We start from the raw sequence: 25,078 nt of genomic DNA, 5'->3' as shown, positions 1-25,078 counted from the left end.
GGAAACGCCGCCCCAATCGGCTGGACCTCAGCCGAACTTGTTACGCCGTTCGAGTGATACGGAAACGACCAGCGAAAACGGCGCCGAGCCTTACCCGATCCGGTGATTCGGAAAATTTTGTGTGCTATTCGAGCCGGTCTTCGCGATAGTCGATCCGCGTGCCGAGTCATGGCAAGCCGGGTCGTTCCGCGCCGCCGTCACGCACCCCCGATAAATCCAGCGAATTCGGAGGACCACTTGATGAAGAGCTCCCTCGTGCGCCGTGGCGGGCTGCTCGCCGCGGTCGTGGCGAGCGTCGTGCTCGCCGGCGCGGCCCCCGCTTCGGCAGCACCCGGCGACGGATCGGCGTACGGCGTCAAGGTCGACGTCAAGCTGCTCGGCCAGAACGCGGTGAAGGCGGGCCCGTTCGCGGCCGCGAACACCGCGGGCCCGACGAGCAGCAGCCTGGCGAAGGTCGACCTCACCGGCATCCTCACCGCCGGCGCGATCAACACCGAAGCCAAGCGCGACGAGAATTCCGGTGCGGTGACGGCGAAGGCGAGCACCGCCGACGTCGCGCTGCCGCTGCTCAAGGCGGCTCTCGGCAACGTCGGCATCAAGCTCGTCGAGGCCGTGTGCACCGCGACGCAGAAGGGCGTCGAAGGCAGCACGAAACTGGTCGGCGCGAACCTCGGCAGCGTCGGCGCGGTTGACGCCGCTCCGGCCGCGAACACGCAGATCAAGGTCGGTCTCGGCGCGCTCAACGTCGCGACGATCATCCTCAACGAGCAGGTGAAGAACGCCGACGGCAGCCTCACGGTCAACGCCGTCCACGTGAAGCTGCTCGGCGAAGGGCTCAAGGCGCTCGGCTCGGGTGACGTCGTCGTGTCGTCGGCGACCTGCGGTCCGGCCGCGCCGCCGATGCCGCTGGCGTCGGGTGCGGGCCTGTGGATCGGGCTCGGCCTGCTGGGCGCCGTCGCGCTGCCGGTCGGCACCCGCATCTTCCGCCGCCGTTCCGCGCGGGCCTGAGTGAGGCGCGGATGTACAAGATGCCGGGCGCGGGCGTCGGCGTGGCCGGGGGCGGGGTCGGCACCCTCGCCGCCACCGGCGCCGACATCGGGTGGTGGCTGGCCCTCGGCGTGCTCCTGGTCCTGCTCGGGACCGGCGCGCTGATCGCCGTCCACCGCCGCAACCGCCGCCTTTCCCGGGCGCGGGACTGAGGCGGTGACCCCGGGCCGCCGGCGTGTGCCCCTCGCACGCCGGCGGCCCGGGCTGGTTATTTCCTGGACACTGGACGATGTGGAGAAGGGGCACCGCGAGGTGGACGTGATGTTGCTGGCCGGGACACGACCGGAAGCCGTCAAGCTCGCGCCGCTGGCACTGGCGCTGGCGGCCCACCCGGTGCTGCGCCCGGTCGTGGTCCACAGCGGCCAGCACCCGGGCATGGTCGAGCAGGCCCTGGAGCCGTTCGGGCTGGCCGTGGACGTGTGGCTCGACGTGCCACCGCGGGTGACCGGCGGCCAGGCCGAGCTGATGGCGGGCCTGCTGCCCGCGCTCGACGACGCACTGCGCCGCCACACCCCGGCCGCACTGGTGGTCCAGGGCGACACGACGACGACGCTCGCGGGCGCGCTGGCCGCGTTCTGGCTCGGCATACCGGTGGTCCACCTGGAAGCCGGGCTGCGCACCCACGACCTCGCGGCGCCGTTCCCGGAGGAGGGCGCGCGGCAGATGGTGTCCCGGATCGCGGCGCTGCACCTGGCCCCGACCCTGGGCGCGGCGGCGGCATTGCGCTCGGAAGGCGTTGCGCGGCAACAGATCGCGGTCACGGGCAACACGGTGGTCGACGCGGTGCTGGAGATCGCGGCCCGCGACCTGCCTGCCCGCGACACGGCGCTGGCGTTGCTGGAGATGGGGTTAGCGGAGGCGGGCGAGCGGCTGGTGCTGGTCACGTCCCACCGCCGGGAGTCCTGGGGCGAGCCCCTGGAGCGGACGCTGGCGGCGGTGCAGCTGATCGTGGCCGAGCACCCGGACGTCCAGGTGCTGTTCCCGGCACACCCCAACCCCCAGGTCCGCGCCCAGGTGGAGGCGGCACTGGCCGGCCTCCCCCGGGTGACGGTGACGGACCCGCTGGAGTACCCGGACCTGGTCCGAGCGTTGCGGCTGGCAGCACTGGTACTGACGGATTCGGGCGGCATCCAGGAGGAAGCACCGACGTTCGGCACCCCGGTGGTGGTGCTGCGCGAGGTGACCGAGCGCGTGGAGGTGGTGGCGGCGGGGTGCGCCTGGCTGGCGGGCACGGACACCGAGCGCATCGCGGACACGGCGGCAAGATTGCTGAGCGGCGAGCTACGCCCGGCCCAGGTGGGCAATCCTTACGGAGAAGGAAATGCGGCGGTGCTGGCGGTCGCGGCGATCGAGGAGTTGCTGGGCGTCCGAGCCCCGGCCACCACCCCAGCAGCGGCTTCCTAACGCGCACGCGACCACCAAGGGCGGCGACCTCGCCGACCGCAACACGGGGCCCAGGCCCCCCGCAACCCCGATCCGAAGCCAGAACACGGCCGGCGGCGCCGGGTCAAGGCACGCTTTCCCGCCTTGACGCGGTGCCGCCGGCCGTAGTCACAATCGGGCTTCGGGGTGGCGGAGAAATACCGCTAGAGCGACACCACATTCACCGGCAGCGCCGGATTGGCACTGAAGTCCAGCGGCGCCGTCGGCCGCTTCGCCGCCACAACATGCGCACCCAAGGCCGCGATCATCGCGCCGTTGTCCGTGCACAGCCTCGGCCGAGGAACCCGCAGCTCAATACCCGCAACCGCACAACGCTCCGCGGCCAGCTCCTTCAAGCGCGAGTTCGCCGCCACCCCACCGGAAATCACCATCGTGTCGATCCCCTGCTCCTTCGCCGCACGAATCGCCTTCGCGGTCAGCACATCCGCAACGGCCTCCTGGAACGACGCCGCAACATCGTCCACGGGAATCTCCTCGCCACGCCGCAAAGCGCCTTCGACCCAACGCGCGACCGAAGTCTTCAACCCCGAGAAGGAAAAGTCGAAAGCAGCATCGCGCGGCCCCGTCATCCCACGGGGAAACGCGATCGCCGCCGGATTCCCGTTCTTGGCCGCGTTGTCGATCGGCGGCCCACCCGGGTACGGCAGGCCGAGCACGCGAGCGACCTTGTCGTACGCCTCACCGGCGGCATCGTCCACAGTGGACCCCAGCTCGGTGATCGACGACGCGATGTCATCAACGCGCAGCAGCTGCGTGTGCCCACCGGAAACCAGCAGCGCCAGGCACGGCGCCGGCAACGGCCCATGCTGCAGCGTATCGACGGCGATGTGCCCGGCCAGGTGGTTGACGCCGTACAGAGGCACATCCAACGCCGTCGCATACGCCTTCGCCGCGGAGACACCGACGAGCAGCGCACCGGCCAGCCCCGGCCCGGCCGTCACCGCGATCGCGTCCACATCGGACAGCGAAAGACCAGCCGTGGCGAACGCCCGCGAAGTCGTCGGGACCATCGCCTCCAGGTGCGCGCGGCTGGCGACCTCGGGCACCACACCGCCGAACCGGGCGTGCTGCTCGACGCTGGAGGCCACCTCGTCGGCCAGCAGCTCTACCGTGCCGTCGTCGTGCAGCCGGACCAACCCGACGCCGGTCTCGTCGCACGAGCTCTCGATGCCCATGATGATGCGTGCCATCAGCCCGCCACCCCGTCTCGCGTCCGCGCCGGGCGGACCATCGTGTACGCGTCGGCACCGGAAGGCTGGTAGTAGCGCTTCCGGATGCCGAGCCGTTCGAAGCCGTGGCGCTCGTACAAGGCGAGCGCGGTGGTGTTGTCCGTGCGGACCTCGAGGAAGACCGGCGCCTCGAACTCGTCGGCCCGCGTCAGCAGCGCCTGCAGCAGCGCCTTGCCGATGCCCTGGCCCTGGTGCTCGGGCGCGACGCCGATGGTGTGCACGGTCGCCTCGTACTCGCCGCGGCGGCGCCCGACGACGGCCAGCCCGGCGTAGCCGAGCAGCTCGTCGCCCTCGTCCGGGCGGGCGGCGAGGTAGAAGTTGCCCGCGTCCAGTTCGGAGTGGAAGGCGCGGGCGCTCCACGGGTCGTCGCCGGGGAACAGGATCTTCTCGATCTCCACGCACCGGGCGATGTCCATGCGGCGCAGGGGTTCGAGTCTCACGGAGCGGTCACCCGTTTCGGCGCCGCGGGCTCGACGGCGTCCGGACGGCGCAGGTACAACGGCGTCAGCGGCGCGGGCGGTTCCTTCGCCAGCAGCGCGTCCTTCGCGACCTTCACCAGCCCGGCGGGCGACGGGAAGCGCGGCTCGACCGGCCGGACGTCGAGCACGTCGGCGTACAGGACGGCGCCGTCCCCGGCCGCCACCTTGACGCCGGTCTCGAGGTCCGCGGGGCGCTGGACGTGCGGGCCGTCGGTGCGCCGGCCGGCGGCGTCGTAGGCGGCCCAGTAGACCTCGCGGCGGCGGGCGTCGGTGCACACGAGGAAAGCGTCGTCCCCCGGGGCGACGTCGGTGGCCAGCGCGTCGAGGCTGCAGACCGGGTACACCGGGATGCCGAGGGCGTGGCCGAGCGCGGCGGCGGTGGCCAGGCCGGCGCGCAGGCCGGTGAACGGCCCGGGGCCGACGCCGGCGACGATCGCGTCGAGGTCCTTGAGGGTCACCCCGGCGGCCTCGGCGGCGGCCAGCGCGTGCGGCGTGATCAGCTCTCCGTGGGCGCGGGGGTCGACCGTGACGCGCTCACCGCGCGTCTCGACCAAGCCGCCGTCCAGCGCGACGACGCCCGCGGTCACCGCCGGGGTCGAAGTATCGATCGCCAGTACCAACACGGTGTCCCAGCCTACGACCAGCGTCTTCGGCCGCTTGCTGCAGGGGACGGATCAGCGCGGTAACGTGCTGCTCGAGTCCGACACTGGGAGGTCCCCGCGGTGCCCGACCCCTTGTTCCCCTCGCTCGTCGCCGGTGCCGCGAAGGAAGCCTTGCGCTTCGGCGACCACGTCCTGAGCTACGACGACCTCGCCGCCGTCGCCGGCGGTCTCGCCCGCGAGCTGCCACCCGGCCGGGTGGCGGTGTGGGCGACGCCGACCGTGCACACGAGTGTCGCGGTCGTCGCCGCGCTGCTCGCCGGGGTGCCGGCGGTGCCGCTCAACCCGAAGATCGGCGAGCGCGAGCTCGCCCACATCCTCGCCGACAGCGAACCCGCCCTCGTCCTGGCCGAACCCGGCGCCGAGCTGCCCGCCGGGCTCGCCGCCCTGCCGCGCCGCGACATCTCCCTGACCGGGGGGAAAGCGCTGCTCGCGGACGAACCCGACCCGGAAAGCCCGGCGCTGATCGTCTACACCTCGGGCACCACCGGGCCGCCGAAGGGTGTCGTGCTCCCCCGCCGCGCGCTCGCGACCACGTTGGACGCCCTGGAGGACGCCTGGGGCTGGACCGGCGCGGACACGCTGGTGCACGCGCTTCCCCTGTTCCACGTGCACGGGCTGATCCTCGGCATCCTCGGCCCGCTGCGCCGCGGCGGTTCGGTGCGCCACCTCGGCCGGTTCTCGACCGAGGGCGTCGCGCGGGAGCTGGCGGCCGGCGCGACGATGCTGTTCGGCGTGCCGACGATGTACCACCGGATCGCCGGCGAGGTCGGCTCCGACGCCACGCTCGCCGAGGCGCTCAAGCGGGCCCGGCTGCTCGTCTCCGGGTCCGCGGCGCTGCCGGTGCACGACCACCAGCGGATCACCGCGGCCACCGGCCAGCAGGTCGTCGAGCGCTACGGCATGACCGAGACACTGATGAACACGAGCGTCCGCGCGGACGGCGAGCGCAAGCCCGGCACGGTCGGCGTCCCGCTGCGGGGCGTCGAACTGCGGCTGGTCGGCGACGCCGGCGAAGTGATCGAAGACGTCGAGACGGTCGGCGAGATCCAGGTCCGCGGGCCGAACCTGTTCACCGAGTACCTCAACCGCCCGGACGCGACCGCGGCCGCGTTCGACGGCGGCTGGTTCCGCACCGGCGACATGGCGACGCGCGACACCGACGGGTACGTCAAGATCGTCGGGCGCAAGGCGACCGACCTGATCAAGAGCGGCGGTTACAAGATCGGCGCGGGCGAGATCGAGAACGCGCTGCTCGAACACCCCGGCGTCGCCGAGGCGGCCGTCACCGGCGAACCGGACGACGACCTCGGCGAGCGCATCGTCGCCTGGATCGTGCCCGCCGGCGAGCCACCGGCCGCCGGCGAGCTCGCCGACCACGTCGCGAAGCTGCTTGCGCCGCACAAGCGCCCGCGGGTCGTCCGGTACCTGGACGCGTTGCCGCGCAACGACATGGGCAAGGTCATGAAGCGGACGCTCGGTGCCTAGGCTGCCGGCGCGCGAGATCCTCGGCGCCATCGGAAGCGGTTTCACGGAGTTCCCGACCCCGCTGCGCGAGGAGCCCGCCGACGGCCCGATCGGCTGGCCGGGTTACCGGGAAGCGCGTTCCGCCGCGGAGGAGCGCACGGGCGAGAAGGAATCGGTCCTCTGCGGGACGGCGAAGATCGGCGATGTCGAAGCCGTGCTGATCGCCTTCGAGTTCGGGTTCCTCGGCGGGTCGCTCGGGCAGCGCACCGGCGACCGGATCGAAGCGGCGTTCGCGCACGCCCGCGACGTGCGGCTGCCGGTGGTTTCGCTGATCGCGACCGGCGGCAGCCGCATGCAGCAGGGCATGCGCGCGTTGATGCAGCTGCAGCGGGTGGCACGGGCGTCGGCGTTGACGCGGTCGGTGGGCATCCCCCAGATCTCGGTGCTGCGGGACCCGACGACCGGCGGCGGGTGGGCGACGCTCGGCGCGGGTGCCGACGTCATCCTCGCGCTGCCGGAAGCGCAGGTCGGGTTCGCGGGCTCGCGGGTGCGCCCGGCCGGCTCGCCGGAGGCGTACACCGCGGAGGCGCACTTCGGCTGGGGCCAGGTCGACGCCGTCGTGGCACCGGAGGAACTCGGCGCGACGCTGGAACGGTGGCTGCGCCTGTTGACCGCGCATTCGTCGGCCGCGGCTCCGCCGCCTTCCGCGCTGCGGGCCGTTTCGGCGCCTTCGACCGGCTGGGAAGCGGTTCAGGCGGCGCGGTCACCATCGCGGGCCCGGGCGGCGGAGTACCTCGACGCGTACTTCGACTGGCGGCAGGACATCAGCGGCGACCGCGTCGGCGGCGCGGATCCCGGTGTCGCGTGCGGTTTCGGCCGGCGCGACGGGCGGACGGTCGCGTACGCGGCCCAGTGCGGCACGCCGACGTTGCCATCCGGCTTCCGGACGGCGGCCCGGCTGGTGCGGCTGGCGTCGCGCCTGGGCATCCCGGTGCTGACGCTGGTCGACACCCCGGGCGCGGCGAACGACGCCGCGGCGGAGCAGGCGGGCGCGGGCGGCGCGATCGCGGAGATGTTCGAGGCGGTGGCGACGGCCTCGGTCCCGGTGACGACGCTGGTGATCGGCGAAGGCGGCTCGGGCGGTGCCCTGGCGTTCGCCGCGGCGGGTTCGACGTGGGTGGCCCCGGACGCGTACTTCTCGGTGACCTCTCCGGAAGCCGCGGCGGCGATCCTCAAGCGGCCGGCTTCGGAGGTGCCGGACATCGCCAACCAGCTGCACCTGCGGCCGCAGGACCTGGTGGACCTGGGCGTCGCGCGGGCGGTCGTGAGTGGTAAAGCGGATTAGAACCCGCGTTACCACTCACGAGGTTCAGCCATTCGTGGTTGGATCTTGCGATGGGGTATCGACTCAACAGGCGAGCGGCGTTCGGTTTGGGGACCGCCGTCGCCGCTGGAAGCTTTCTGGCCGGCTCTCCCGCGTTCGCGCAGGAAGCAGACATCGAGGCCAGCCCGGCCACACCGGACCGGGCCAGGCAGAAGGTCAAGCGCGTCTACGACGACGCGGCCGCCGAGGCAGGCGGCATCTGGAACTCCTACATCAGCGTGGCCGACCAGGTGGCCGTCGACGTGGCGTCCGACGAGATCGTCGAGGCGTACAGCGTCAACAAGGTGGCCGTCGCGGTCACCTTGATGGACAAGATCGACCGTGGCCTGCTCACCCTGGACCAGCAGGTCCAGGTGCCGGCGAGCATCGTCGTGCCGGGTGGCGACGGCATCATCATCCTGGACAAGGCGTACCCGAGCGCGTTCACGCTGGGCCACGTCCTGTCGCTGTTCCTCACGGTTTCGGATGACACGTGCGTCCGGCTGGTGGGGCTCGTGGTGCCGGCGGCCGAGATCAACCAGATCCTGGTGACCAAGGGTTTCCCCAAGACCCAGGTCACGCCGGTGGCCAACCCGAACCGCTACTTCCTCGGCCAAACCACTCCGCGCGAGACCCACGACTTGCTGAAGGCGCTGGTCGCGGGCACGTTGCTGAGCCCGGCGTCGACGGACTACCTGCTGTCCATCCTGCGGTCGCAGGTGGCGTTCACCGACGGTATCCGCCGTGAGATGTCGTCCGCCGACCGGGCGAGGATCGCCACGAAGGCGGGCTGGCTGAACGACGGCCGCAACGAGGCCGGGATCATGTTCGACGCCGCGGGCAAGCCGGTGGTGATCTACTCGATGTTCGCGCACGGCCAGGCGAACCCGGAGGACTTCGGGGCCACGCACCCGGTCCGGCAGGCCACCGCGAAGATGGGGCCGAAGTTCATGCGCGCGGTCGACAAGATCGCGGGCGCCGGCGCCCGGACCTTCCGGGCACCGGCCTACCAGCAGTACAACGGCGGCTGAGCGCAGCTCCCGAGGGCAGCGACCACCGTGGGCCACACGGCGGTCGCTGCCCTCCGGCAGTTCCGCCGCCGTGATCCGATCAGCTCGTTCGGAGCCGCGCGAGTGGACCTGGGCGTGGCGCGGGCGGTGGTCAATCCTCTCGGCCGGCGACCAGCTGCTCCAGCCAGCGCACCACCTCGTTCTCGTCGTTGGTCGGACCCTCCGCCCGCAGTTCTTGGATCCGGCTCTGCAGCCTCAAGCTCGGTACCTTCCCGGAGAAGAACAGCACCGGGCCGTCGTAGCCCTCGCGGCGGAAGCTCGCCAGATCGTCGATCCCCGCGTTGTCATCGGTGCCGCGCCGGAAGTCCGACAGCAGGGCGTCCGGACGATGCCGGACCAGCCTGTCCCGAGCCTCGGTCCAGCCCCTCGCGATGTCGACCCGGACGCCACACTCGACGAGGTAGCCCACCAGGCCGCGGTTGTTCGGCGGCTGGTCGTCGACCCAAAGGACGCGGAGGTCGCGCAGCGCCGGCCGGATCGGCTCGGCCACCGGGAGGCGAACACGCGCCGATCGCCGGTTCTCCGCCAACGGAAAACTCTCCCGCAACCCCTCCACCCGGTCCGGGCGCTGGACCGCGACCAGCCGGCCGTCGGCCGTGATGGCCAGGTTGTCCGGCGTGGCCGGGAGGTCCAGGTGCTCCGGAATCGACTGCAGACTCGCCAGGAGTCCTGCCGCCGCGTGGTCGTCCGGCACCTGGGTCACCGCGAGCGGACGCCGTTGCAGCTGCTCCATCACGCTTTCCGTGGCCGGGCCGAAGCTCTCCAGCAAGGCCACGAAGTCCCGGTCGTCGACGAGGGCCGGAAACTCGGCCGGCAGCTGCCGCTCCAAGTCGTGCAGCTCGTCCGGCCGGCCCAGCGGCGGCCTCAGCCCCTTCGAGCCGAACAGCGGCGCCCAGTCCGAAGTTGTCACCGCGCCGCCCTCCTCCACTTCCTTCACTTCCTTGCGAAAGTCCCGGTAAGCCAGGAACTCGGAGATCAGGCCGAGGTGCCGGGGATTGCTCAGGAGGCGGTAGAACGCCGGGTAGAAGTGCTGGAGCATGATCACTTTGACCAGGTTCTCCAGACCGATCGCGTCCCAGGTCCGGTTGAGGTGGTACTCGAGCACAAAGCTGTTGATCAGCCGCTTGATCCGGCGTGGGTTGCGGCCGGATCGTTCGATGATCAGGTCTTTCAGCGGCTTGTCGAACAAACCGCTCGTTCCCGACCGGTAAAGGTAGCCGTCCACCAGCTGCAGAGCTTGGTCGGACGACGGCGCCGGAATGCGGTAGCTGATCTGGACGATCTTCTCCAGGTACTCCACCGCGGCCGCGGGGTCGCCGACGCCCGATGAGTTCTGGACCGCTCGCCACAAAGCGCTTTGGTCGCAGGCCAGCACGAAGACGATCCCCGGCACGTCGAGGTAGAGCTTGATCGCCTCGCACACCTCGACAACACGTTCGCCCGCGCATCGATCCAAGTCGTCGACGAACACGACCAGCAGCCGGCCGCCGGTTTCGCCGCCCTTCGCCAGCCAAGCCCCGAACGCATCGCGCAGGACGCCTTTGATCTGGTTGCGAGCCTGCGCGTCCAAGGACATGCGCTGCCACATCTCGTCGACCACCCGGCCGAGACCGAAGAAGCTGGCCGCCCCAAGCGCGAGTCCCCGCAACGCACCGAGCAGGTGCGCGCGCTTCGACATCGACCGCAGGGCCCGCCGGATGACGTTGCGGTCGAAGCGGAGCAGCACCGACTTGATCAGACCTTCCAACGCACTCGCCCGGCCCGAGGTCCACGCGTTGAACCACACGGTGGAAATCCCGGCCTCGGCGGCCAACGTCACGTCCAGCCGGTGCAGGAGACTGCTCTTGCCCATGCCCCAGGCGGCGTCGACGGCCAAGGTGAAGGGCGCGGTGCTCCGCGACGCGACGATCAAGTCGGCGAGGGCCCCTGCGACCTGCGTGATCTTGAGCAGGTCTTCGTCTGCGCCATCGCCCAGCGGCGCGTCGTTGAGCACGACGAAACGCCGTGCTTGGGTCACGAGCCGACCAGCTCCGGGACGCGGTCCGCCCAGGAACCGTGTGGTTCCAGCGTAATCTCGCGGACGTCGTCCTCGCGGCGGTCCAGGCGGACCACCAGGTAGTCCTCCGACAGCCGTTCCGCCGACCCCTCACCCCACTCGACCACGATCGCCGAACGCTCGAGGTCCGTGTCCAGATCGAGGTCGTCCAGCTGGGACAGGTCGCCGCCCAGGCGGTACGCGTCCACGTGCACCAGCGGCACGCCCGCAGCGCCCGCCGGGTGGACGCGGGCCAGCACGAACGTCGGGGAACTCACCCGGCCGCCGACACCCAGGCCGTCCGCGATGCCGCGGGTCAGCGTCGTCTTGCCCGCGCCGAGTGGCCCGGCCAGCAGGACCAGGTCGCCCGCGCGCAGGACGCGGCCGAGGGCCCGCCCGAAGTCCATGGTCTCTTCGGGCGTGGGAAACACCATGCTCAACGCTGCCACCACCAGGTTCGCCGGGACGAGGATTCGCCGTCCGCACCGGAACAGCGTTGCAGGAGATCGATCAGATGGCTGTTCACCAGCTCGGGCTGCTCGAGCTGGACCATGTGGCCGGCGCCGCGGACGCGCACCAGCTCCGCGTCGGGCAGCTCGGCCGCGATCCGTTCGGCGTGCGAGAACGGCGTGAACCGGTCCGAATCGCCGCCGATGACCAGCACTTCCGCGTGCTTCAGGCCCGCCAGCGCCGCGTAGCGGTTGTGGCTGCCGAGCGTGTCGATGAAGTTGACGAGCCCGCGCACCGGCGTCACTTCCAGCATTTCGAGCATGAAGTCGACGAGCCGGGGCGCGACGTCGCGGCTGCCGAACGCCAGCCGGCGCACGGCCTGCCGGGTCAGCTGACCGCCGGCCGCGCGGACGAACTCCACCAGCCCCGGCTGCCAGCCGGCGAGCCCGCCGGCGGCGCGCGTCAGCGGGTTGTACTTCGAGAGCAGTGAACGCGGCAACCCGCGTGCGCCGACTTCGCCCGCCGCGGTCGCGATGAAGGCGACGCCTTCCACCCGCTCTTCGAACAGCGAAGGGAACTCGGCGGCCAGCTCCATGATCACCATGCCGCCCATCGAGTGCCCCAGCAGCACGATGGGCCCGTCCGGCACCACGGACCGCAGCACGCAGTCCAGGTCCCGCGCCAGCTGCTCGATGGTCGACGTCTTGGTGGAAGCCATGCCGGACAGCCCGTGGCTGCGGTGGTCGTAGTACACCTGACGCACGCGAGGCAGCCGAAGCGAGGCGAGGTCGCGACGCTGGAAGTGCCAGCAGCGCCGCGAAAGCGCGAAGCCGTGGACCCCCACGACGGTCAGTTCCGGTTCGCCGCCGTCTTCCGGGTCGATCTCCTCGACCGAAAGCGGCGTGCCGTCCTCGGCCGCGACCGTCGAAGTGCGGTCCGGCTTCAGCTCCCCCAGCGGCTCGTCCACGTACGGATCCTCACTGTGCCGCCGCTGCTGCGCGGCGACGGCGATGACGGCGGCGGTCCCGGTGGCCAGGGCCCCGACCCCGCCGGCGATGGCCAGCATTCGTCGTGAAGGAGTCACGGGTGCTCCCCCAGATACCGGCGGCGCACCCGCGGCCGGTACATCGAGGTCACGATCTCGTAGTCGATGGTGCCCAGCTTGCCGGCCCATTCCCGGGCGGTCGGCTCGCCGTGCGCACCGGCGCCGAAGAGGACGACCTCGTCGCCGACGGAAGGCTCGTAGTCACCGCAGTCGACCACCAGCTGGTCCATGCAGACCCGCCCGGCGACCGGCCGCCGCTGCCCGCCGAGGAGTACGTCCATGCGGCCCGAAAGGGAACGCGGGACGCCGTCGGCGTACCCGGCCGGGACGAGCGCCAGGTTCGTCTCCCGGGAAGCGGTCCAGGTGTGCCCGTAGGACACCGATTCCCCGGCCTCGATCCGCTTGACCAGCGCGACCGCCGACCGGAACGTCATGGCCGGGCGCAGGTCTTCCGGCTGCGGCACCGGGTTCAGCCCGTACATCGCGATGCCGGGCCGGACGATGTCGAAGTGCAGGTCGGGCCGGGTGAGCAGGGCCGCGGAGTTCGCCAGGTGCCGCAGCGGGTCGAGCCCGGCGGCGCGGGCGGTGTCGTAGGCCTCGGCGAAGCGTTTGGCCTGCAGGTCGGTCGCCGGGTGGTCCGGCTCGTCGGCACACGCGAGGTGGGACCAGATCGCGACGACCTCGACCCGCGGTTCGGCGGCCGCCGCTTCGACCAGTTCGGCCCACGCGGCGGGCGGGCAGCCGTTGCGCGAGAGCCCGGTGTCGATTTTGAGGTGCACACGCGCCGGGGTACCCGGTTTCGCCGCGGCCGCGATGCGGCGAAGCTCACCCAGCGAGCTGGCGGCGAGGTCGATGTCGTTTTCGACGCCCGGCGCGAAGTCGACGTCGGGGGTGTCCAGCCAGCTGAACAGCCGGGTCTTGAGGCCGGCTTCACGCAGGGCGAGGGCCTCGCCGAGCGAGCAGGTGCCCAGCCAGGTGGCCCCGGCCTCGACCGCGGCGCGCGCCACCGGCAGCGCGCCGTGGCCGTAGGCGTCGGCTTTGACCACGGCCATCACCTGGGAGCCGGGCGCGCGGGCGCCCAGCAGGGTGAGGTTGTGGCGGATCGCGTCGAGGTCGATGTCGACCTGCGCCCGCGGGCTGGGTTCATGGGGAAAACTGGAGGACATGGCGCCCTCCAGTTTCCCATGAGCCGAGGTCAGGGCAGGCGCGCCCCGGACGTGGCGGAGAACACGTGCAGCTCGTCGGGGCGGATCCGCAGGTGGAGCGTGTCGCCCATGGCCGGCGGCGTGCGCGGGTCGACCCGGACGACGACGTTGGGGCGGGTGTCGTCGGCGTCGGTCTGGGCGAGCTTGCCGTAGACGAAGGCGTCCGAGCCGAGCTCCTCGACCAGGTCCACCTTGATCGGCAGGGCGCCGTCCTCGTTCGTCACGACCTCGAGGGCCTCGGGGCGGAAGCCCAGGGTCACGGTGTCACCGTCGGCGGCGGCGATGGTCTCGCGGGTCAGCGGCACGCGCGCGCCACCCACCTCGGCCCCGTCCGCCGTCAGCTTCGCGGTGGCGAGGTTCATCGCCGGCGAGCCGATGAAGCCCGCGACGAAAGCGTTTGCGGGCCGGTCGTACAGGGCGCGCGGGGTGTCGCACTGCTGCAGCAGGCCGTCCGAGAGCACCGCGACGCGGTCACCCATCGTCATGGCCTCGACCTGGTCGTGCGTGACGTACACCGTCGTGACGCCGAGCCGGCGCTGGAGTGCGGCGATCTGCGTACGCGTCGACACCCGCAGCTTGGCGTCGAGGTTCGACAGCGGCTCGTCCATCAGAAAGACCTGCGGCTCGCGGACGATCGCGCGGCCCATCGCGACGCGCTGGCGCTGACCACCGGAGAGCGCCTTCGGCTTGCGGTCGAGGTAGTCCACGATGTCCAGCAGCTTCGCGGCCTCGAGGACCTTCTGCTTGATCTCGGACGCGGGGCGGCCGGCGATCTTCAGCGCGAAGCCCATGTTCTGCGCGACCGTCATGTGCGGGTACAGCGCGTAGTTCTGGAACACCATCGCGATGTCACGCGAGCGCGGCGGCAGCTGGGTGACGTCGCGGTCGCCGATCCAGACCGCGCCGTCGTCGATGTCCTCGAGGCCGGCCAGCATGCGCAGGCTGGTCGACTTGCCGCAGCCGGACGGGCCGACCAGCACGAGGAACTCGCCGTCGGCGATCTCCAGGTCCAGCGCGTCGACCGCGGGGCGCTCCGAGCCGGCGTAGCGCCGGGTCGCCTTGTCGTAGGTGATGGAAGCCATCGGTCAGTCCTCTCCGAGATTCCGCCGGACCCCGTAAGCCGCTTCGCGGGCTTCGAGGTGGCGCTGCTGGATCCGGTGGCCCTCGGCGCGCTGCGCCTCGGTCGGCTCGTCCAGCTCGAGCCGGAGCTTCTGGTTTTCCTGCCAGGACGGCGGTTCCGCACTGGAGGCCGCCGCCCAGGCCGCTTGCCGGGCCGCGCCGAGCGCGACGTACTCGGCGACTTCGGGCAGCTGCACGGGCACGCCGAACACCAGCGGCGCGACCGCGCGGACGGCCCGCGACTGCGCGCCCCCGCCGATCAGCAGCACGCGCTGGACGTCGAGACCGTGCGCGCGCACCGCGTCGAGGCCGGCGGCCAGGCCGCAGAGCATGCCTTCGACGGCGCTGCGCGCGAGGTTCGCCGGGGACATGTTGTCCCTGGTCAGGCCGGACAGCGAGCCGGTGGCGCCGGGCAGGTTCGGGGTGCGCTCGCCGTCCAGGTACGGCAGGAACGTCAGTCCGCCCGCCCCCGGCTCGGCAGTCAGGGCGAGGCGGTCGAACTCGCTCAGCGTCGCGCCGAGCATCGCGGCTGTCGCGGTGAGGACGCGGGCGGCGTTGAGGGTGCAGGCGAGCGGCAGGAAGCGGCCGGTGGCGTCGGCGAACCCGGCGACTTCGCCGCTGACGTCGGCCGCGCCGGTCTCGGCGACGCCGAACACGGTGCCGCTGGTGCCGAGCGAGACGACGGCGTCGCCGGGCTGGAGTTCGAGCCCCAGCGCGGCGGCCATGTTGTCGCCGGTGCCGGCGGAGACGAGCACGCCGTCCGGGGTGTGGCCGGCGGCGTCGGCCGGGCCGAGCACGGTCGGCAGCTCCGGCGTCCGGCCGCCGAAGGCGTGGCTCAGGACGTCGAGGCGGTAGGCGTTGTCGGACGGCGAGAAGTACCCGGTGCCGGACGCGTCGCCGCGGTCGGTGACCGGGTCGCCGCCGGTGAGCTTCCAGGTCAGCCAGTCGTGCGGGAGCAGCACGCGCGCGACGCGGTCGGCGAGCTTCGGCTCGTTTTCGGCCAGCCAGCGCAGCTTCGTGACGGTGAAGCTGGCGACCGGCACCGAGCCGACGGACTTCGCCCAGGCCGACGGCCCGCCGAGCTCCTCGATCAGGTCGAGGGCGGCCTGCGCGGAGCGGGTGTCGTTCCAGAGCAGCGCCGGCCGGACCACGTCGTCGTTTTCGTCCAGCGTGACCATGCCGTGCTGCTGGCCGCCGACGCCGATGGCCGTGACGCCGTCGAGCAGGCCGTTCGTGGCTTCCTTGAAGGCGTCCCACCAGGCGGCGGGAGCGACCTCGGTGCCGTCGGGGTGCGGCGCGCGGCCGGTGCGGACGATTTCGCCGGTGGCGGCGTCACACACGACGACCTTGGTCGACTGGGTGGACGAGTCGATGCCGGCGACCAGTTCAGCTGTCATAGGGCTGCCCCTCTGCGACGTGTTCGACGATCTCGATCGCGGTGCCCGCGTTCAACGCGGCCTCGATCTCCTCGGTGGGCGTGGCCTGGCCCGTGATCAGCAGGTCGTAGTCGCCGACGTCGCCGTGCGCGTAGGTGGCGGTGCGGCCGAACTTCGAATGGTCGACGACGAGGACGGTCTGGTTCGCGACCTTCAGCGCGGCCTTCTTGAGCTCGGCGTAGTCACGATCGGGGTGGAACAGGCGCCCGACGGCGACGGCGGTGACCGACACGAACGAGACGTCGGCGCGGATGCTGTCGAGCAGGTTGAGGACCTCGGGCCCGGCGCAGGAGTCGTACTCGTGGCTGTAGCGGCCGCCGGCGAGGACGACCTCGACCCGGGGCCCGAGCAGCCGGGCGGCGTGCAGCGAGTTGGTGACGACGGTCAGCGCGTCGATCTCGGCGAGCCGCTTGACCAGCGGGAGGAGGGTGGTGGAGTCGTCGACGAAGACGGTCTGGCCGGGCAGCACGTGGTTCGCGGCGGCCTGGCCGAGAGCTTCTTTTTCGCCGTGGTGGAGCGTGTCGCGGAAGCGGGCGGCGCTCTCGATGGTGAGCGCCGGGTAGGCCTCGACCTTGCCGCGCAGCTTGCGCAGGAGCCGGCGCTCGGCCAGGTCGTCGAGGTCGCGGTGCATGGTCATCAGGCTGACCTTGAACTTCGACGTCAGGTCGTCGATCCGGGCCTCGCCCTCCTCGATGACGTGATCGAGGATGTCCTGCCGCCGCTGCTCGACGACAGCATCGGACGGCCGGGTCTTCCGGTCTCCGGATGCTGCTGTGCCGCCGCTCACACGGACTTCTTACCAGATTTATCGCGCGAAGTTAACAGAGAACTCGATATCTCTTCGCACGTCGGTCGCCGGGCCGTCGTCTCCAACCGGACGACACGCGTACCCGAGCGGACGACACGACCGCCGGACCGGCGGGCCCGCGTGTCGGCCATCCAGGTACGCGTGTCGTCCGTGGAGGTACGCGTGTCGTCCGGTCAGGTCGTCAGCGAGCGGATCGACCGGATGGCCTCCGGGATCGCGTGGACCAGGCCCGACGCCGAGGTGGGGGCGTTCTGGGCCGCGATCGCCCCGGCCAGCGCATGCACATCGGCCGCCGCGGCGGCCGCCAGCCAGGGGTCCAACCCGGCGGCCAGGAGGGCACCCACCAGGCCCGACAGCACGTCGCCCGAACCGGCCGTCGCCAGCCAAGCTCCTCGGGGACGATTCACCGCGATCCGGCCGTCCGGTGCCGCGATCACCGTGCAGTGCCCCTTCAGCAGCACCACCGCCTGGTACTTCTTCGCCGCTTCGCGCGCCGCGGTCACCCGGTCCGGGCCCGGCTTGCGGCCCATCAGCCGCTCGTACTCGCCCGCGTGCGGGGTCAGGACCAGCGGGGTGTCCGGGTCGCGCGCGTCGAGGACGTCCGGGGACTTCGCGATGATCGTCGTCGCGTCGGCGTCGGCGCAGACCGGGACGCCCTGGCCGAGGACGTACCGCAGCACATCGCGCCCTTCGGAGCCGGTGCCGATGCCCGGCCCGACCACCCACGCCTGGACGCGGCCCGCGTCGGCCACCGTGCCGGTCGCGATGACCTCCGGCCACTGCGCGCGGACGATGTCCGCCGCGTGGCCGGCGTACCGCACGAGACCCGAGGTCGCGCGGACCGCCGAGCCCGCGGCCAGCACCGCCGCGCCCGGGTAGGTCGCCGAACCCGCCGCGACGCCCACCACGCCCTGGCTGTACTTGTCGTCTTCCGGGCCGGGCACCGGCCAGGCCGCGGCGACGTCCACGATGTCGAGCCGCCGGAGATCGGGGTCCGTCAGTTCGAGGCCGATGTCGACCAGCACCACTTCACCGCACCACGACGGCGCCAGCACGTGCACCGGCTTGAGCGCGCCGAACGTGACGGTGCGGGTGGCGTTGACCGCGGGCCCGTCGACCGCGCCGGTGTCCGGGTCGACGCCGCTGGGCAGGTCGACCGCCACGATCGGGGCCTCGACCAGCCCGACCAGCCGGGCCGCGTCCGGCCGCAGCGCGCCGCGGCCGGAGATGCCGACGATCCCGTCGACCACGACGTCCGCCTTCGCGATCCACTGTGGACCGTCCTCGGCGGACACCACGCGACCCCCGGCTCGCTTCAGCGCGGCGAGTCCCTTCGCGTGCGCCTTCTCGGGCTTGAGCAGGATCGCCGTCACCGCGACCCCGCGGCGGCGCAGGAACGCCCCCGCCCACAGCGCATCGCCGCCGTTGTCACCGGAGCCGACCAGCAGGACGACCCGGCGGCCGGACACGCCGCCGGTGTGGTCGTCGAGGAAGTCCGCGAGCTGCACCGACAAGCCGAACGACGCTCGCCGCATCAGCTCGCCCTCGGGCGTGACGGCGAACGCCCGCCCCTCCGCCTCACGAATCCGTTCCGTGGTCCAGATTCCCTGCACGGCGGGGCCTCCCGCAACTACTCGACAGTGACGGACTTCGCCAGGTTACGCGGCTTGTCGACGTCGTACCCGCGGGCGCGGGCGATCTCCGCCGCCAGCACCTGCAGCGGCACGGTGGACACCAGCGGCTGCAGCAGCGTCGGCACCGCGGGGACCTCGATGAGCTCGTCGGCGAACGGCCGGACCGTCTCGTCGCCCTCTTCGGCGATGACGATCGTGCGCGCGCCACGCGCCTGGATCTCGCTGATGTTCGACACGAGCTTCGAGTGCAGCACCGCGCGACCCTTGGGCGACGGCATCACGACGACGACCGGCAGGCCGTCTTCGATCAGCGCGATCGGGCCGTGCTTGAGCTCGCCGGCGGCGAAGCCCTCGGCATGCATGTACGCGAGTTCCTTGAGCTTCAGCGCGCCTTCGAGGGCGACCGGGAAGCCGACGTGCCTGCCGAGGAACAGGATCGCCTTCGAGTCGGCGATCCGGCGACCGAGGTCCCGCACCTGCTCCACAGTGGACAGTACCTTTTGGACGGCCGCGGGCATGGCCTCCAGCTCGGCGTACTCGCGCGCGACCTCGTCCGGGTACTTCGTGCCGCGAGCCTGCGCCAGCGCCAGGCCGACCAGGTAGTTGGCCGCGATCTGGGCGAGGAACGCCTTCGTCGAGGCCACGCCGATCTCGGGCCCGGCGTGGGTGTAGAGCACGGCGTCGGACTCGCGCGGGATCTGCGCGCCGTTGGTGTTGCAGACGGCGAGGACGCGCGCCTTCTGCTCACGCGCGTGCCGGACCGCTTCCAGCGTGTCCGCCGTCTCGCCGGACTGCGACACGGCGACGACCAGCGTGTCGCGGTCGAGGACCGGGTCGCGGTAGCGGAACTCCGACGCCAGCTCGACCTCGACCGGCAGCCGCGTCCAGTGCTCGATGGCGTACTTGGCGACCAGGCCGGAGTGGTAGGCCGACCCGCAGGCGACGACGAAGACCTTGTCGACGTCCCGGAGGTCCTGGTCGGAGATGCGCTGCTCGTCGAGGATGATCCGGCCGGACTCGAAGTGCCCGCGCAGCGTGTTGGCCAGCGCTTCGGGCTGCTCCTCGATCTCCTTGAGCATGAAGTACTCGTGGCCGCCCTTCTCGGCGGCGGACAGGTCCCAGTCCACGGTGAACGGCTTGGCCTGGGCGGCGTCGCCGTGGAAGTCCAGGACGTCGTAGCCCTCGCGGGTGATGACGACGAGCTGGTCCTGGCCGAGCTCGACGGCCTCGCGGGTGTGCTCGATGAAGGCGGCGACGTCGGAGGCGACGAAGTGCTCCCCCTCGCCGACCCCGACGACCAGCGGCGAAGACCGGCGCGCGGCCACGATCGTGTCCGGGTGGTCGGCGTGCGTCACGACCAGGGTGAACGCCCCTTCGAGGCGGCGGCAGACGGCGGCGACGCTGGCGGTGAAGTCACCCTTGGTGTCGCCTTCGGTGTACGCGCGGGCCACCAGGTGGGCGGCGGTTTCGGTGTCGGTGTCGCTGGCCATCTCGACGCCGTCGGCTTCGAGCTCGGCACGGAGGGCGGCGAAGTTCTCGATGATGCCGTTGTGCACGACGGCGACGCGCTCCGAGGCGTCCCGGTGCGGGTGCGAGTTGCGGTCGATCGGCGCCCCGTGGGTGGCCCAGCGGGTGTGCCCCATGCCGGCGGTGCCGCCGAAGTGCTCGCGGCCGACCTCGTCGAGCCGGCCTTCCAGGTTGGCCAGCCGGCCCGCCTTGCGCTCGACGGTCAGCGCACCGGCGCCGTCGAGGACCGCGACACCGGCGGAGTCGTAACCGCGGTACTCCATGCGCCGGAGCCCGCCGAGGACGACGTCCAGAGCCGGGCGGTGCCCGACATATCCCACGATTCCACACACGCTCACCAGCCTAACGAGGGATATTCAGCGGGCTGACCGGGTCCGCGAACGGGCTCCGACCTGCGGGGACGCGGCCGCGGTGGTTCGAACCAATGCGGCTCGGCCGAGCCCCTCGGGACGCGCGGGCGACCGAAACCGTCGGTGGCTGCCGGTAACGTGGAAAACGGGGGGGCGCCCCGCGGGTGGACGGCCGGGCACTCGCTGACCCACCACCCCGAAGCGCAATTGTCACTACGGACGGTAGCGCCGCGTCAAGGCGGGAAAGCGTGCCTTGACCCGGCACCACCGTCCGCGTGCTGGCTTCGGATCGGGGTGGCAGGGGAGGTCTGGGTGGGCGCCGGTCATGCCGGTGAGGCACCTGGGGCGCTGTGACTTTGCCGGAACCCTGGGGGTGACCGCGAGCCGAGCGTTGCGGCGCGCCGGGGCGGCGGGCGAGCCGCGGTGGAGCTCGCACAGTAGGGTTCCGGACATGGCCAGCAAGCCCAAGCAGCTGCTCGCGGAGTTGACGCACCCGGGTCCGCACGAGGTCCTGCGGGGCAACCTCGCCCTGGTCGGGCTGCCCGGCGTGGTCTTCACGCCGCGCGCCGGGCTCGGGTTGCCGGCCGTTGCCTTCGGGCACGGGTGGCTGCAGCCACCCGATCGGTACCGGGAGCTGCTGCGCCACCTCGCCAGCTGGGGCATCGTCGCCGCCGCGCCGGCCACCCAGCGCGGGCCGCTGCCCTCGCACCGGCTGCTCGCCTCCGACCTCTTGACCACCCTCGACGTCGTCACGACCGTCCGGCTCGGCCCGGACGGCATCAGCGTCGACCCCGGCAAGCTCGGTCTCGCCGGCCACTCCACCGGCGGCGGCTCCGCCGTCCTCGCCGCGGCGCAGGACGCGCGGAGTGACCACCCGCGGATCAAGGCCGTCGCCACCATCACCGCGGCTCAGACGCTGCCGCCGGCCAGCGAGTCGGCGAAGGCGATCACCGTCCCCGGTATGCACCTCGCCGCGGAAGCCGACCTGGTCGCCCCCGCCGTCGCGCACGCCGAGGCCATCGCGGGCGCCTGGGGCGGTGACGACGTCCAGCTGCGGTTCCTCGGCAAGGCGTCCCACCTGGGCGTCACCGAGGGCAGGCACTGGTCACAGCTGTTCATGCACGGCAAGCCGCACCGCAAGACGCAGCAGGTCACGCGGGCACTCTTCACGGCCTTCTTCCTGACCCACCTGACCGGCACCGACAAGTACCGGCCCCTGCTCGAGGCGGACGTCAAGCGCGCCCCCATCGAGCGCGAAGAAGAACCCGCCCACTGACGTGAGAAGGGCCCGGCCGGAGCCGGGCCCTTCCTCAGACCAGCCAGCTCGTGCTGGAGAAGTCGTCCTCGTCGTCGGGTTGACGCGCGTGCCGCCCCCGCTTCGGCGGCTCGGGCGCCGCCGGTGGTGGTTCCGGTGCCGGTTCCGGCCGTGGCGGGACCGCCGCCGCCGCCGGGGTTCCGTAGCTCGGGGTCGGGTAGTTCGTGTAGCCGGTGGCCGCCTCTTCCTCGTGGACGCCGAACTCCATCAGCGACTCGCGGGACTTGTCGGCCAGCGTCTTCTCCGTCGCCCAGCCGCCCGCGCTCTGCTTGCGCTTGTTGAGCTCGTCCATGTGCTCGGCGTACTTCTGCGCGGCGGCCAGCTCCTTCTGCATGCCCTCGCGGGCCTGCTGCTGGGCCTCCGCGAGCCGGCGTTCGCGCAGCCCCCGCTGCTCGTCCTGCTCCCGTGCCGCCGCTTCCATCGTCGAAATCGCCGCGCGATACCGGTCTTCGGCGCTGCTCATCGGTCCTCCTCGGCCCTCGTCACCGGTCGTACCGGATCGAACGGTCACCCTCGTCGTCGAGCGAGCCGCTGATGCGGCCCTTCGCGCCACTCGTCTCGAACACGCCGCCCTCGATGCGGTACTGGCTGGGCCCGCGCTGCTGGTCGCCGCCGCCGCCACCGCCACCGGGCGCGCCGCCCATGCCGCCCATCATGCCCATGCCGCCCATGCCCGACATCGCGCTCGAGCTCGACGAATTCGCGGCCGCCTGGTGCATGCCGGGGTCGACCGGGGTCGCCCCGAGCCCACCGCCGCCGTCGGACATCGGCAGCGAGGCGTCGCTGCCCGTCTGGGCACCCGGGTCGAGCGAGACCGCGCCGGCGAAGTCCGGCGACCCGCCGCCGGTGACGGCCGAGCCGAAGTCGCTCGCGCCGGCCGTCGTGGTCGAGTCGGCGGAGCTCGCCCCCGCCCCGGCCCCGACGCCCGCGTCGGCCGTCGCCACCGCCGGCTCCGCCCCCACGCCGGCCCCGCTGCCCCCGCCGCCGAGGTCGCCGTCGAAGCCGCCGGGCGTGCTGAACCCGCCGCCCCCCGAGGCCGCTTCGCTGCGTGTGAAGCCCGGGTCGGGGTTGGCCGGCGCGGGGTCCTTCGCCGACGGGAGCTCGGCGTTGGCGTCGTGCCGGATCTCCGAGCCCGCGCCGTCGGTCACCGGCTTGACGTCCGCCTTCAGGCCGTCCCCCTTGAGGTCCGCGGCCTTGGGGTCGTCCTTCTCGTCCAGGGTGTAGGTGGTCGGCTCGCCCTTGCCGTCGTCGACCGTCACGATCGTCGGGCCGTCCGGGCCCTCCGGCCGCTCCGCGGTGATCTTGAGGTTGCCGTCCTGGATGTGGATCTTGCCGTCCGGGCCCGGCTTGTAGGAGCCGTCGGCCGAGGGCTGGCCCTCCTTGACCCCCTGCGGCCCGAAGGACGCCTTGTCCCCGGTGGCGGCGCCGTCCTTGCCGGCGCCGTCCTTACCGGCCTCGGCCTTGTCGTCGTCACCCCAGTCGAGGTGGTAGTCCTTCTTGTTGCCGTGGCCGTCGTCCACGGAGATGTCCTGCTTGCCCTCCTTGTCGGGCTCGGACATCGAGATCGTGTTGTCGCCCTTCTTGACCGACACCGTGTCCGTGTCGTCGGTGTCCTTGATGGCTTCGCCGGTCTTCGGGTCGATCGGGTACGGCTCACCGGTCGACGGGTCGACTTCGAGGGGCTTCCCGGTGATCGGGTTCTTGCCCTCCTCGGGCTTCGCGGGCTCCTCGGCCTTCGGGGGCTCGGCCGCCGACGGCGTCGTGGAGCCGCTCCCGGTGCTGCCCGTGCTCCCGGATCCGGTGCTGCCCGTGCTGCCGGTGCCGGTGTTCCCCGTGTTCCCGCTATTGCCGGTGTTCCCCGTGTTGCCGGTGTTCCCGGGCTTGTCGCCGCCGCCTTCGTTCTTGGCCTCGGTCAGCTGGTTGCGGTAGCCGTCCATGAACCGCGCCAGCGCACCGAACTGCTGGTCGATGGTCTGCTTGGCCGCCCGGCACGAACCGTCGAACGCGGTGATCAGGCTCTTGTACTCGGTCGAAAACGCGCCGTCGCGCCAGTAGCGGCAGACGTTGCGGCCGTATTCCTTGTTCTCGTCGTTGAAGCCGCAGTCGTCGTTCTGCAGGCGCTCGGCGAGGTTCGACGGGTTGCCGTTCTTCGCGTTGACGGCGTCGATCCAGCCGGCGACCTTCATGAAGTCGTCGAATTCCCCGGTGTCGCCGTTGGCGATCTTGAGGACGTCCTTGGCCATCGGGATGTCCGCCTCGGCGATCACCGGGCGGTGCAGCTGCAGGACCTCGTCGACCTTCTTCTTGACCGCGGTGAAGACCTGCGTCACGGTCTGCGGGATCAGCTTCGCCGCCCCGTCGATCTGCTGCGACAGCTCCTTGGCGTGCGGCTTGATCGTCTCGTCGTACTTGATCTCCGCGGCGTTGGCGCCCTTGCCCTTCCACTCGCCGAAGAGGGTCTGGAGCTCGGTGTCGCTCTTGCCGAGGGTGTCCTCGACGACCTTGTGCGCCTTGCCGAGGTCGTCGGCGTCGCTCAGGAACTTCTGGTACTGGATCCCGCGGTTCTCGTGGAACTTGTCCTTGAGGTCCGTCTGGGAGTTCTTCTTCTCGCTCTCGCCGCCCTTGATCTGGTTCCAGACCTCGTCGGTCCACTTCGCCAGCAGGTCGACCGCGACATTGCCCTGGTCGAGCTGTTCGTCGGAACTCTTCGCGCCGACCCCCAGCGTCGGCGTGGCGATTCCGTCGAGGTTCTTCTTCGCCTGGTCACGCTCGGCGGTCTGCCGCTGGTGTTCCTGGTTCTTGGCCGCGGATTCCTGCTGGGCTTCCTTCAGCGCTTCGTCGACGTCGGAGGACGAACCCGGCAGCCAGTCGTTGGTCGGGTTCCAGCCGGAGTAGTCCTCGATGTACTTCTTCGCGTATTCCTCTTCTTCCGCGTTGAAGTTGAACGTGTCCTCGCCGTATTCGTCCATCAGCTTGGACTTGGCGGCCATGGAGACGTTCGGGTCGTCGAGGACCTTCTTGATCTCAGCCCATTCGGCCATCAGCGGTTACCCCCGGCCTGGTTCGCCGTCGCGCCGGCGTTCGCTTCCTGCGTGGTGTACTTGCCGCCCGCGGTCCCGATTCCGCCGCCGAGGTTCATCAGGGCGTTCGACAACCCCGTCAGGCCCGCGCCGATCTCGTCCATCCCGGCCTTGTACTTGCCGAAGCTCTCCTGGTGCACGCGGCCGAAGTCCACGGCGACGATTTCCGTCGGCGCGACCTTCTTGGCCTCGGCCGCCGGGTCGTCGGCGACGTCCGCCAGGCGGATCTGCGCCCGCGTCATCGCCTCCGAACTCGCTTCATACCCGTTCGGCATGGTCGCTGCCCCCTTCGATCCCCACAGGTCCCTACTGACGTT

The 25,078-nt window shown here is 71.6% G+C and carries 21 protein-coding genes and 1 pseudogene; 7 read left to right on the top strand and 15 right to left on the bottom strand.

The annotated features are described in order from the left end of the window. Nucleotides 1-240: 240 nt before the first annotated feature. From AB0F52_RS19075 to wecB, 3 genes are all read left to right on the top strand, one after another. A complete protein-coding gene (locus tag AB0F52_RS19075) occupies nt 241-1,008 on the top strand; it encodes a choice-of-anchor P family protein (protein ID WP_360172227.1) in 768 nt (255 codons plus the stop codon). An 11-nt stretch (nt 1,009-1,019) separates the two neighbouring features. Then, nucleotides 1,020-1,199, top strand: a complete 180-nt coding sequence (locus AB0F52_RS19070; RefSeq protein ID WP_360172224.1) for an LPXTG cell wall anchor domain-containing protein — start codon at nt 1,020-1,022, stop codon at nt 1,197-1,199. A 100-nt stretch (nt 1,200-1,299) separates the two neighbouring features. Then, on the top strand, nt 1,300-2,451 hold the full coding sequence (wecB, locus tag AB0F52_RS19065) for a UDP-N-acetylglucosamine 2-epimerase (non-hydrolyzing) (RefSeq protein ID WP_360173187.1): 1,152 nt from the start codon (nt 1,300-1,302) through the stop codon (nt 2,449-2,451). Between the two features lie 182 nt (nt 2,452-2,633). Here the strand turns inward: wecB and tsaD are convergent, their stop codons facing one another. Genes tsaD through tsaB form a run of 3 tightly spaced genes read right to left on the bottom strand, consistent with a single transcriptional unit; the run spans nt 2,634 to nt 4,821 of the window. Continuing rightward, on the bottom strand, nt 2,634-3,680 hold the full coding sequence (gene tsaD, locus AB0F52_RS19060; RefSeq protein WP_360172221.1) for a tRNA (adenosine(37)-N6)-threonylcarbamoyltransferase complex transferase subunit TsaD: 1,047 nt from the start codon (nt 3,678-3,680) through the stop codon (nt 2,634-2,636). After that, nucleotides 3,680-4,159: a ribosomal protein S18-alanine N-acetyltransferase gene (gene rimI, locus AB0F52_RS19055; RefSeq protein WP_013222663.1), complete on the bottom strand. Its 480-nt coding sequence runs from the start codon at nt 4,157-4,159 to the stop codon at nt 3,680-3,682. Before rimI ends, tsaD begins: the two co-directional genes overlap by 1 nt. After that, nucleotides 4,156-4,821, bottom strand: a complete 666-nt coding sequence (gene tsaB, locus AB0F52_RS19050) for a tRNA (adenosine(37)-N6)-threonylcarbamoyltransferase complex dimerization subunit type 1 TsaB (protein ID WP_360172218.1) — start codon at nt 4,819-4,821, stop codon at nt 4,156-4,158. The genes rimI and tsaB overlap by 4 nt, the downstream gene beginning before the upstream one ends. A 99-nt stretch (nt 4,822-4,920) precedes the next feature. On the opposite strand from tsaB, the gene AB0F52_RS19045 reads away from it, so the two are divergent. The 3 genes from AB0F52_RS19045 to AB0F52_RS19035 are packed head-to-tail and all read left to right on the top strand — an operon-like array spanning nt 4,921 to nt 8,718. Next, nucleotides 4,921-6,345, top strand: a complete 1,425-nt coding sequence (locus AB0F52_RS19045) for an acyl-CoA synthetase (RefSeq protein WP_360172215.1) — start codon at nt 4,921-4,923, stop codon at nt 6,343-6,345. Then, entirely contained in the window at nt 6,338-7,669 is a 1,332-nt protein-coding gene (locus AB0F52_RS19040) for a carboxyl transferase domain-containing protein (RefSeq protein ID WP_360172212.1), read from the top strand. The genes AB0F52_RS19045 and AB0F52_RS19040 overlap by 8 nt, the downstream gene beginning before the upstream one ends. Before the next feature lie 50 nt (nt 7,670-7,719). Further along, nucleotides 7,720-8,718, top strand: coding sequence for a serine hydrolase (locus AB0F52_RS19035; protein ID WP_360172209.1), 999 nt, complete (start codon nt 7,720-7,722; stop codon nt 8,716-8,718). A 1,144-nt stretch (nt 8,719-9,862) separates the two neighbouring features. Here AB0F52_RS19035 and AB0F52_RS19030 read toward each other — a convergent pair. The 9 genes and pseudogenes from AB0F52_RS19030 to glmS all read right to left on the bottom strand — a co-directional run. Continuing rightward, nucleotides 9,863-10,750: pseudogene (locus AB0F52_RS19030) on the bottom strand (P-loop NTPase fold protein); the annotation flags it as partial. Between the two features lie 20 nt (nt 10,751-10,770). Beyond that, nucleotides 10,771-11,232 (bottom strand): tRNA (adenosine(37)-N6)-threonylcarbamoyltransferase complex ATPase subunit type 1 TsaE, encoded by a 462-nt coding sequence (gene tsaE / locus AB0F52_RS19025; protein WP_360172206.1) that lies wholly within the window; start codon nt 11,230-11,232, stop codon nt 10,771-10,773. Continuing rightward, a complete protein-coding gene (locus AB0F52_RS19020) occupies nt 11,229-12,326 on the bottom strand; it encodes an alpha/beta hydrolase (protein ID WP_360172203.1) in 1,098 nt (365 codons plus the stop codon). Before AB0F52_RS19020 ends, tsaE begins: the two co-directional genes overlap by 4 nt. Beyond that, nucleotides 12,323-13,453 carry an alanine racemase gene (alr, locus tag AB0F52_RS19015; RefSeq protein WP_360172200.1) on the bottom strand — a complete coding sequence of 377 codons (1,131 nt, stop codon included), beginning with the start codon at nt 13,451-13,453 and terminating at the stop codon, nt 12,323-12,325. Before alr ends, AB0F52_RS19020 begins: the two co-directional genes overlap by 4 nt. A gap of 29 nt (nt 13,454-13,482) precedes the next feature. Next, complete coding sequence (gene ugpC / locus AB0F52_RS19010; RefSeq protein ID WP_308672627.1) at nt 13,483-14,574, bottom strand: sn-glycerol-3-phosphate ABC transporter ATP-binding protein UgpC; 1,092 nt, start codon at nt 14,572-14,574, stop codon at nt 13,483-13,485. A gap of 3 nt (nt 14,575-14,577) precedes the next feature. Continuing rightward, nucleotides 14,578-16,008: a xylulokinase gene (gene xylB, locus AB0F52_RS19005; protein ID WP_360172196.1), complete on the bottom strand. Its 1,431-nt coding sequence runs from the start codon at nt 16,006-16,008 to the stop codon at nt 14,578-14,580. Then, the gene (locus AB0F52_RS19000) at nt 15,998-16,834 is read right to left on the bottom strand and encodes a DeoR/GlpR family DNA-binding transcription regulator (protein WP_360172193.1); all 837 of its coding nucleotides are present in this window, start codon (nt 16,832-16,834) and stop codon (nt 15,998-16,000) included. The genes xylB and AB0F52_RS19000 overlap by 11 nt, the downstream gene beginning before the upstream one ends. Before the next feature lie 194 nt (nt 16,835-17,028). After that, on the bottom strand, nt 17,029-18,468 hold the full coding sequence (locus AB0F52_RS18995; RefSeq protein ID WP_360172190.1) for an NAD(P)H-hydrate dehydratase: 1,440 nt from the start codon (nt 18,466-18,468) through the stop codon (nt 17,029-17,031). A 17-nt stretch (nt 18,469-18,485) separates the two neighbouring features. After that, nucleotides 18,486-20,348, bottom strand: coding sequence for a glutamine--fructose-6-phosphate transaminase (isomerizing) (gene glmS / locus AB0F52_RS18990; protein ID WP_103342497.1), 1,863 nt, complete (start codon nt 20,346-20,348; stop codon nt 18,486-18,488). 469 nt (nt 20,349-20,817) lie between these two features. On the opposite strand from glmS, the gene AB0F52_RS18985 reads away from it, so the two are divergent. Beyond that, a complete protein-coding gene (locus tag AB0F52_RS18985; RefSeq protein WP_360172186.1) occupies nt 20,818-21,642 on the top strand; it encodes an alpha/beta hydrolase in 825 nt (274 codons plus the stop codon). A gap of 34 nt (nt 21,643-21,676) precedes the next feature. Here AB0F52_RS18985 and AB0F52_RS18980 read toward each other — a convergent pair whose 3' ends face one another. The 3 genes from AB0F52_RS18980 to AB0F52_RS18970 are packed head-to-tail and all read right to left on the bottom strand — an operon-like array spanning nt 21,677 to nt 25,036. Beyond that, on the bottom strand, nt 21,677-22,144 hold the full coding sequence (locus tag AB0F52_RS18980) for a hypothetical protein (protein WP_360172183.1): 468 nt from the start codon (nt 22,142-22,144) through the stop codon (nt 21,677-21,679). Between the two features lie 19 nt (nt 22,145-22,163). Next, entirely contained in the window at nt 22,164-24,722 is a 2,559-nt protein-coding gene (locus AB0F52_RS18975; protein WP_360172180.1) for a hypothetical protein, read from the bottom strand. After that, the gene (locus AB0F52_RS18970) at nt 24,722-25,036 is read right to left on the bottom strand and encodes a hypothetical protein (RefSeq protein WP_233226169.1); all 315 of its coding nucleotides are present in this window, start codon (nt 25,034-25,036) and stop codon (nt 24,722-24,724) included. Before AB0F52_RS18970 ends, AB0F52_RS18975 begins: the two co-directional genes overlap by 1 nt. Between the last annotated feature and the right edge of the window lie 42 nt (nt 25,037-25,078).

This window comes from Amycolatopsis sp. NPDC024027, from assembly GCF_040638975.1.
Classification (GTDB): Bacteria; Actinomycetota; Actinomycetes; order Mycobacteriales; family Pseudonocardiaceae; genus Amycolatopsis.
Note: the sequence above shows the minus strand (reverse complement) of the source record. Positions and strands in the feature narration are given on the sequence as shown.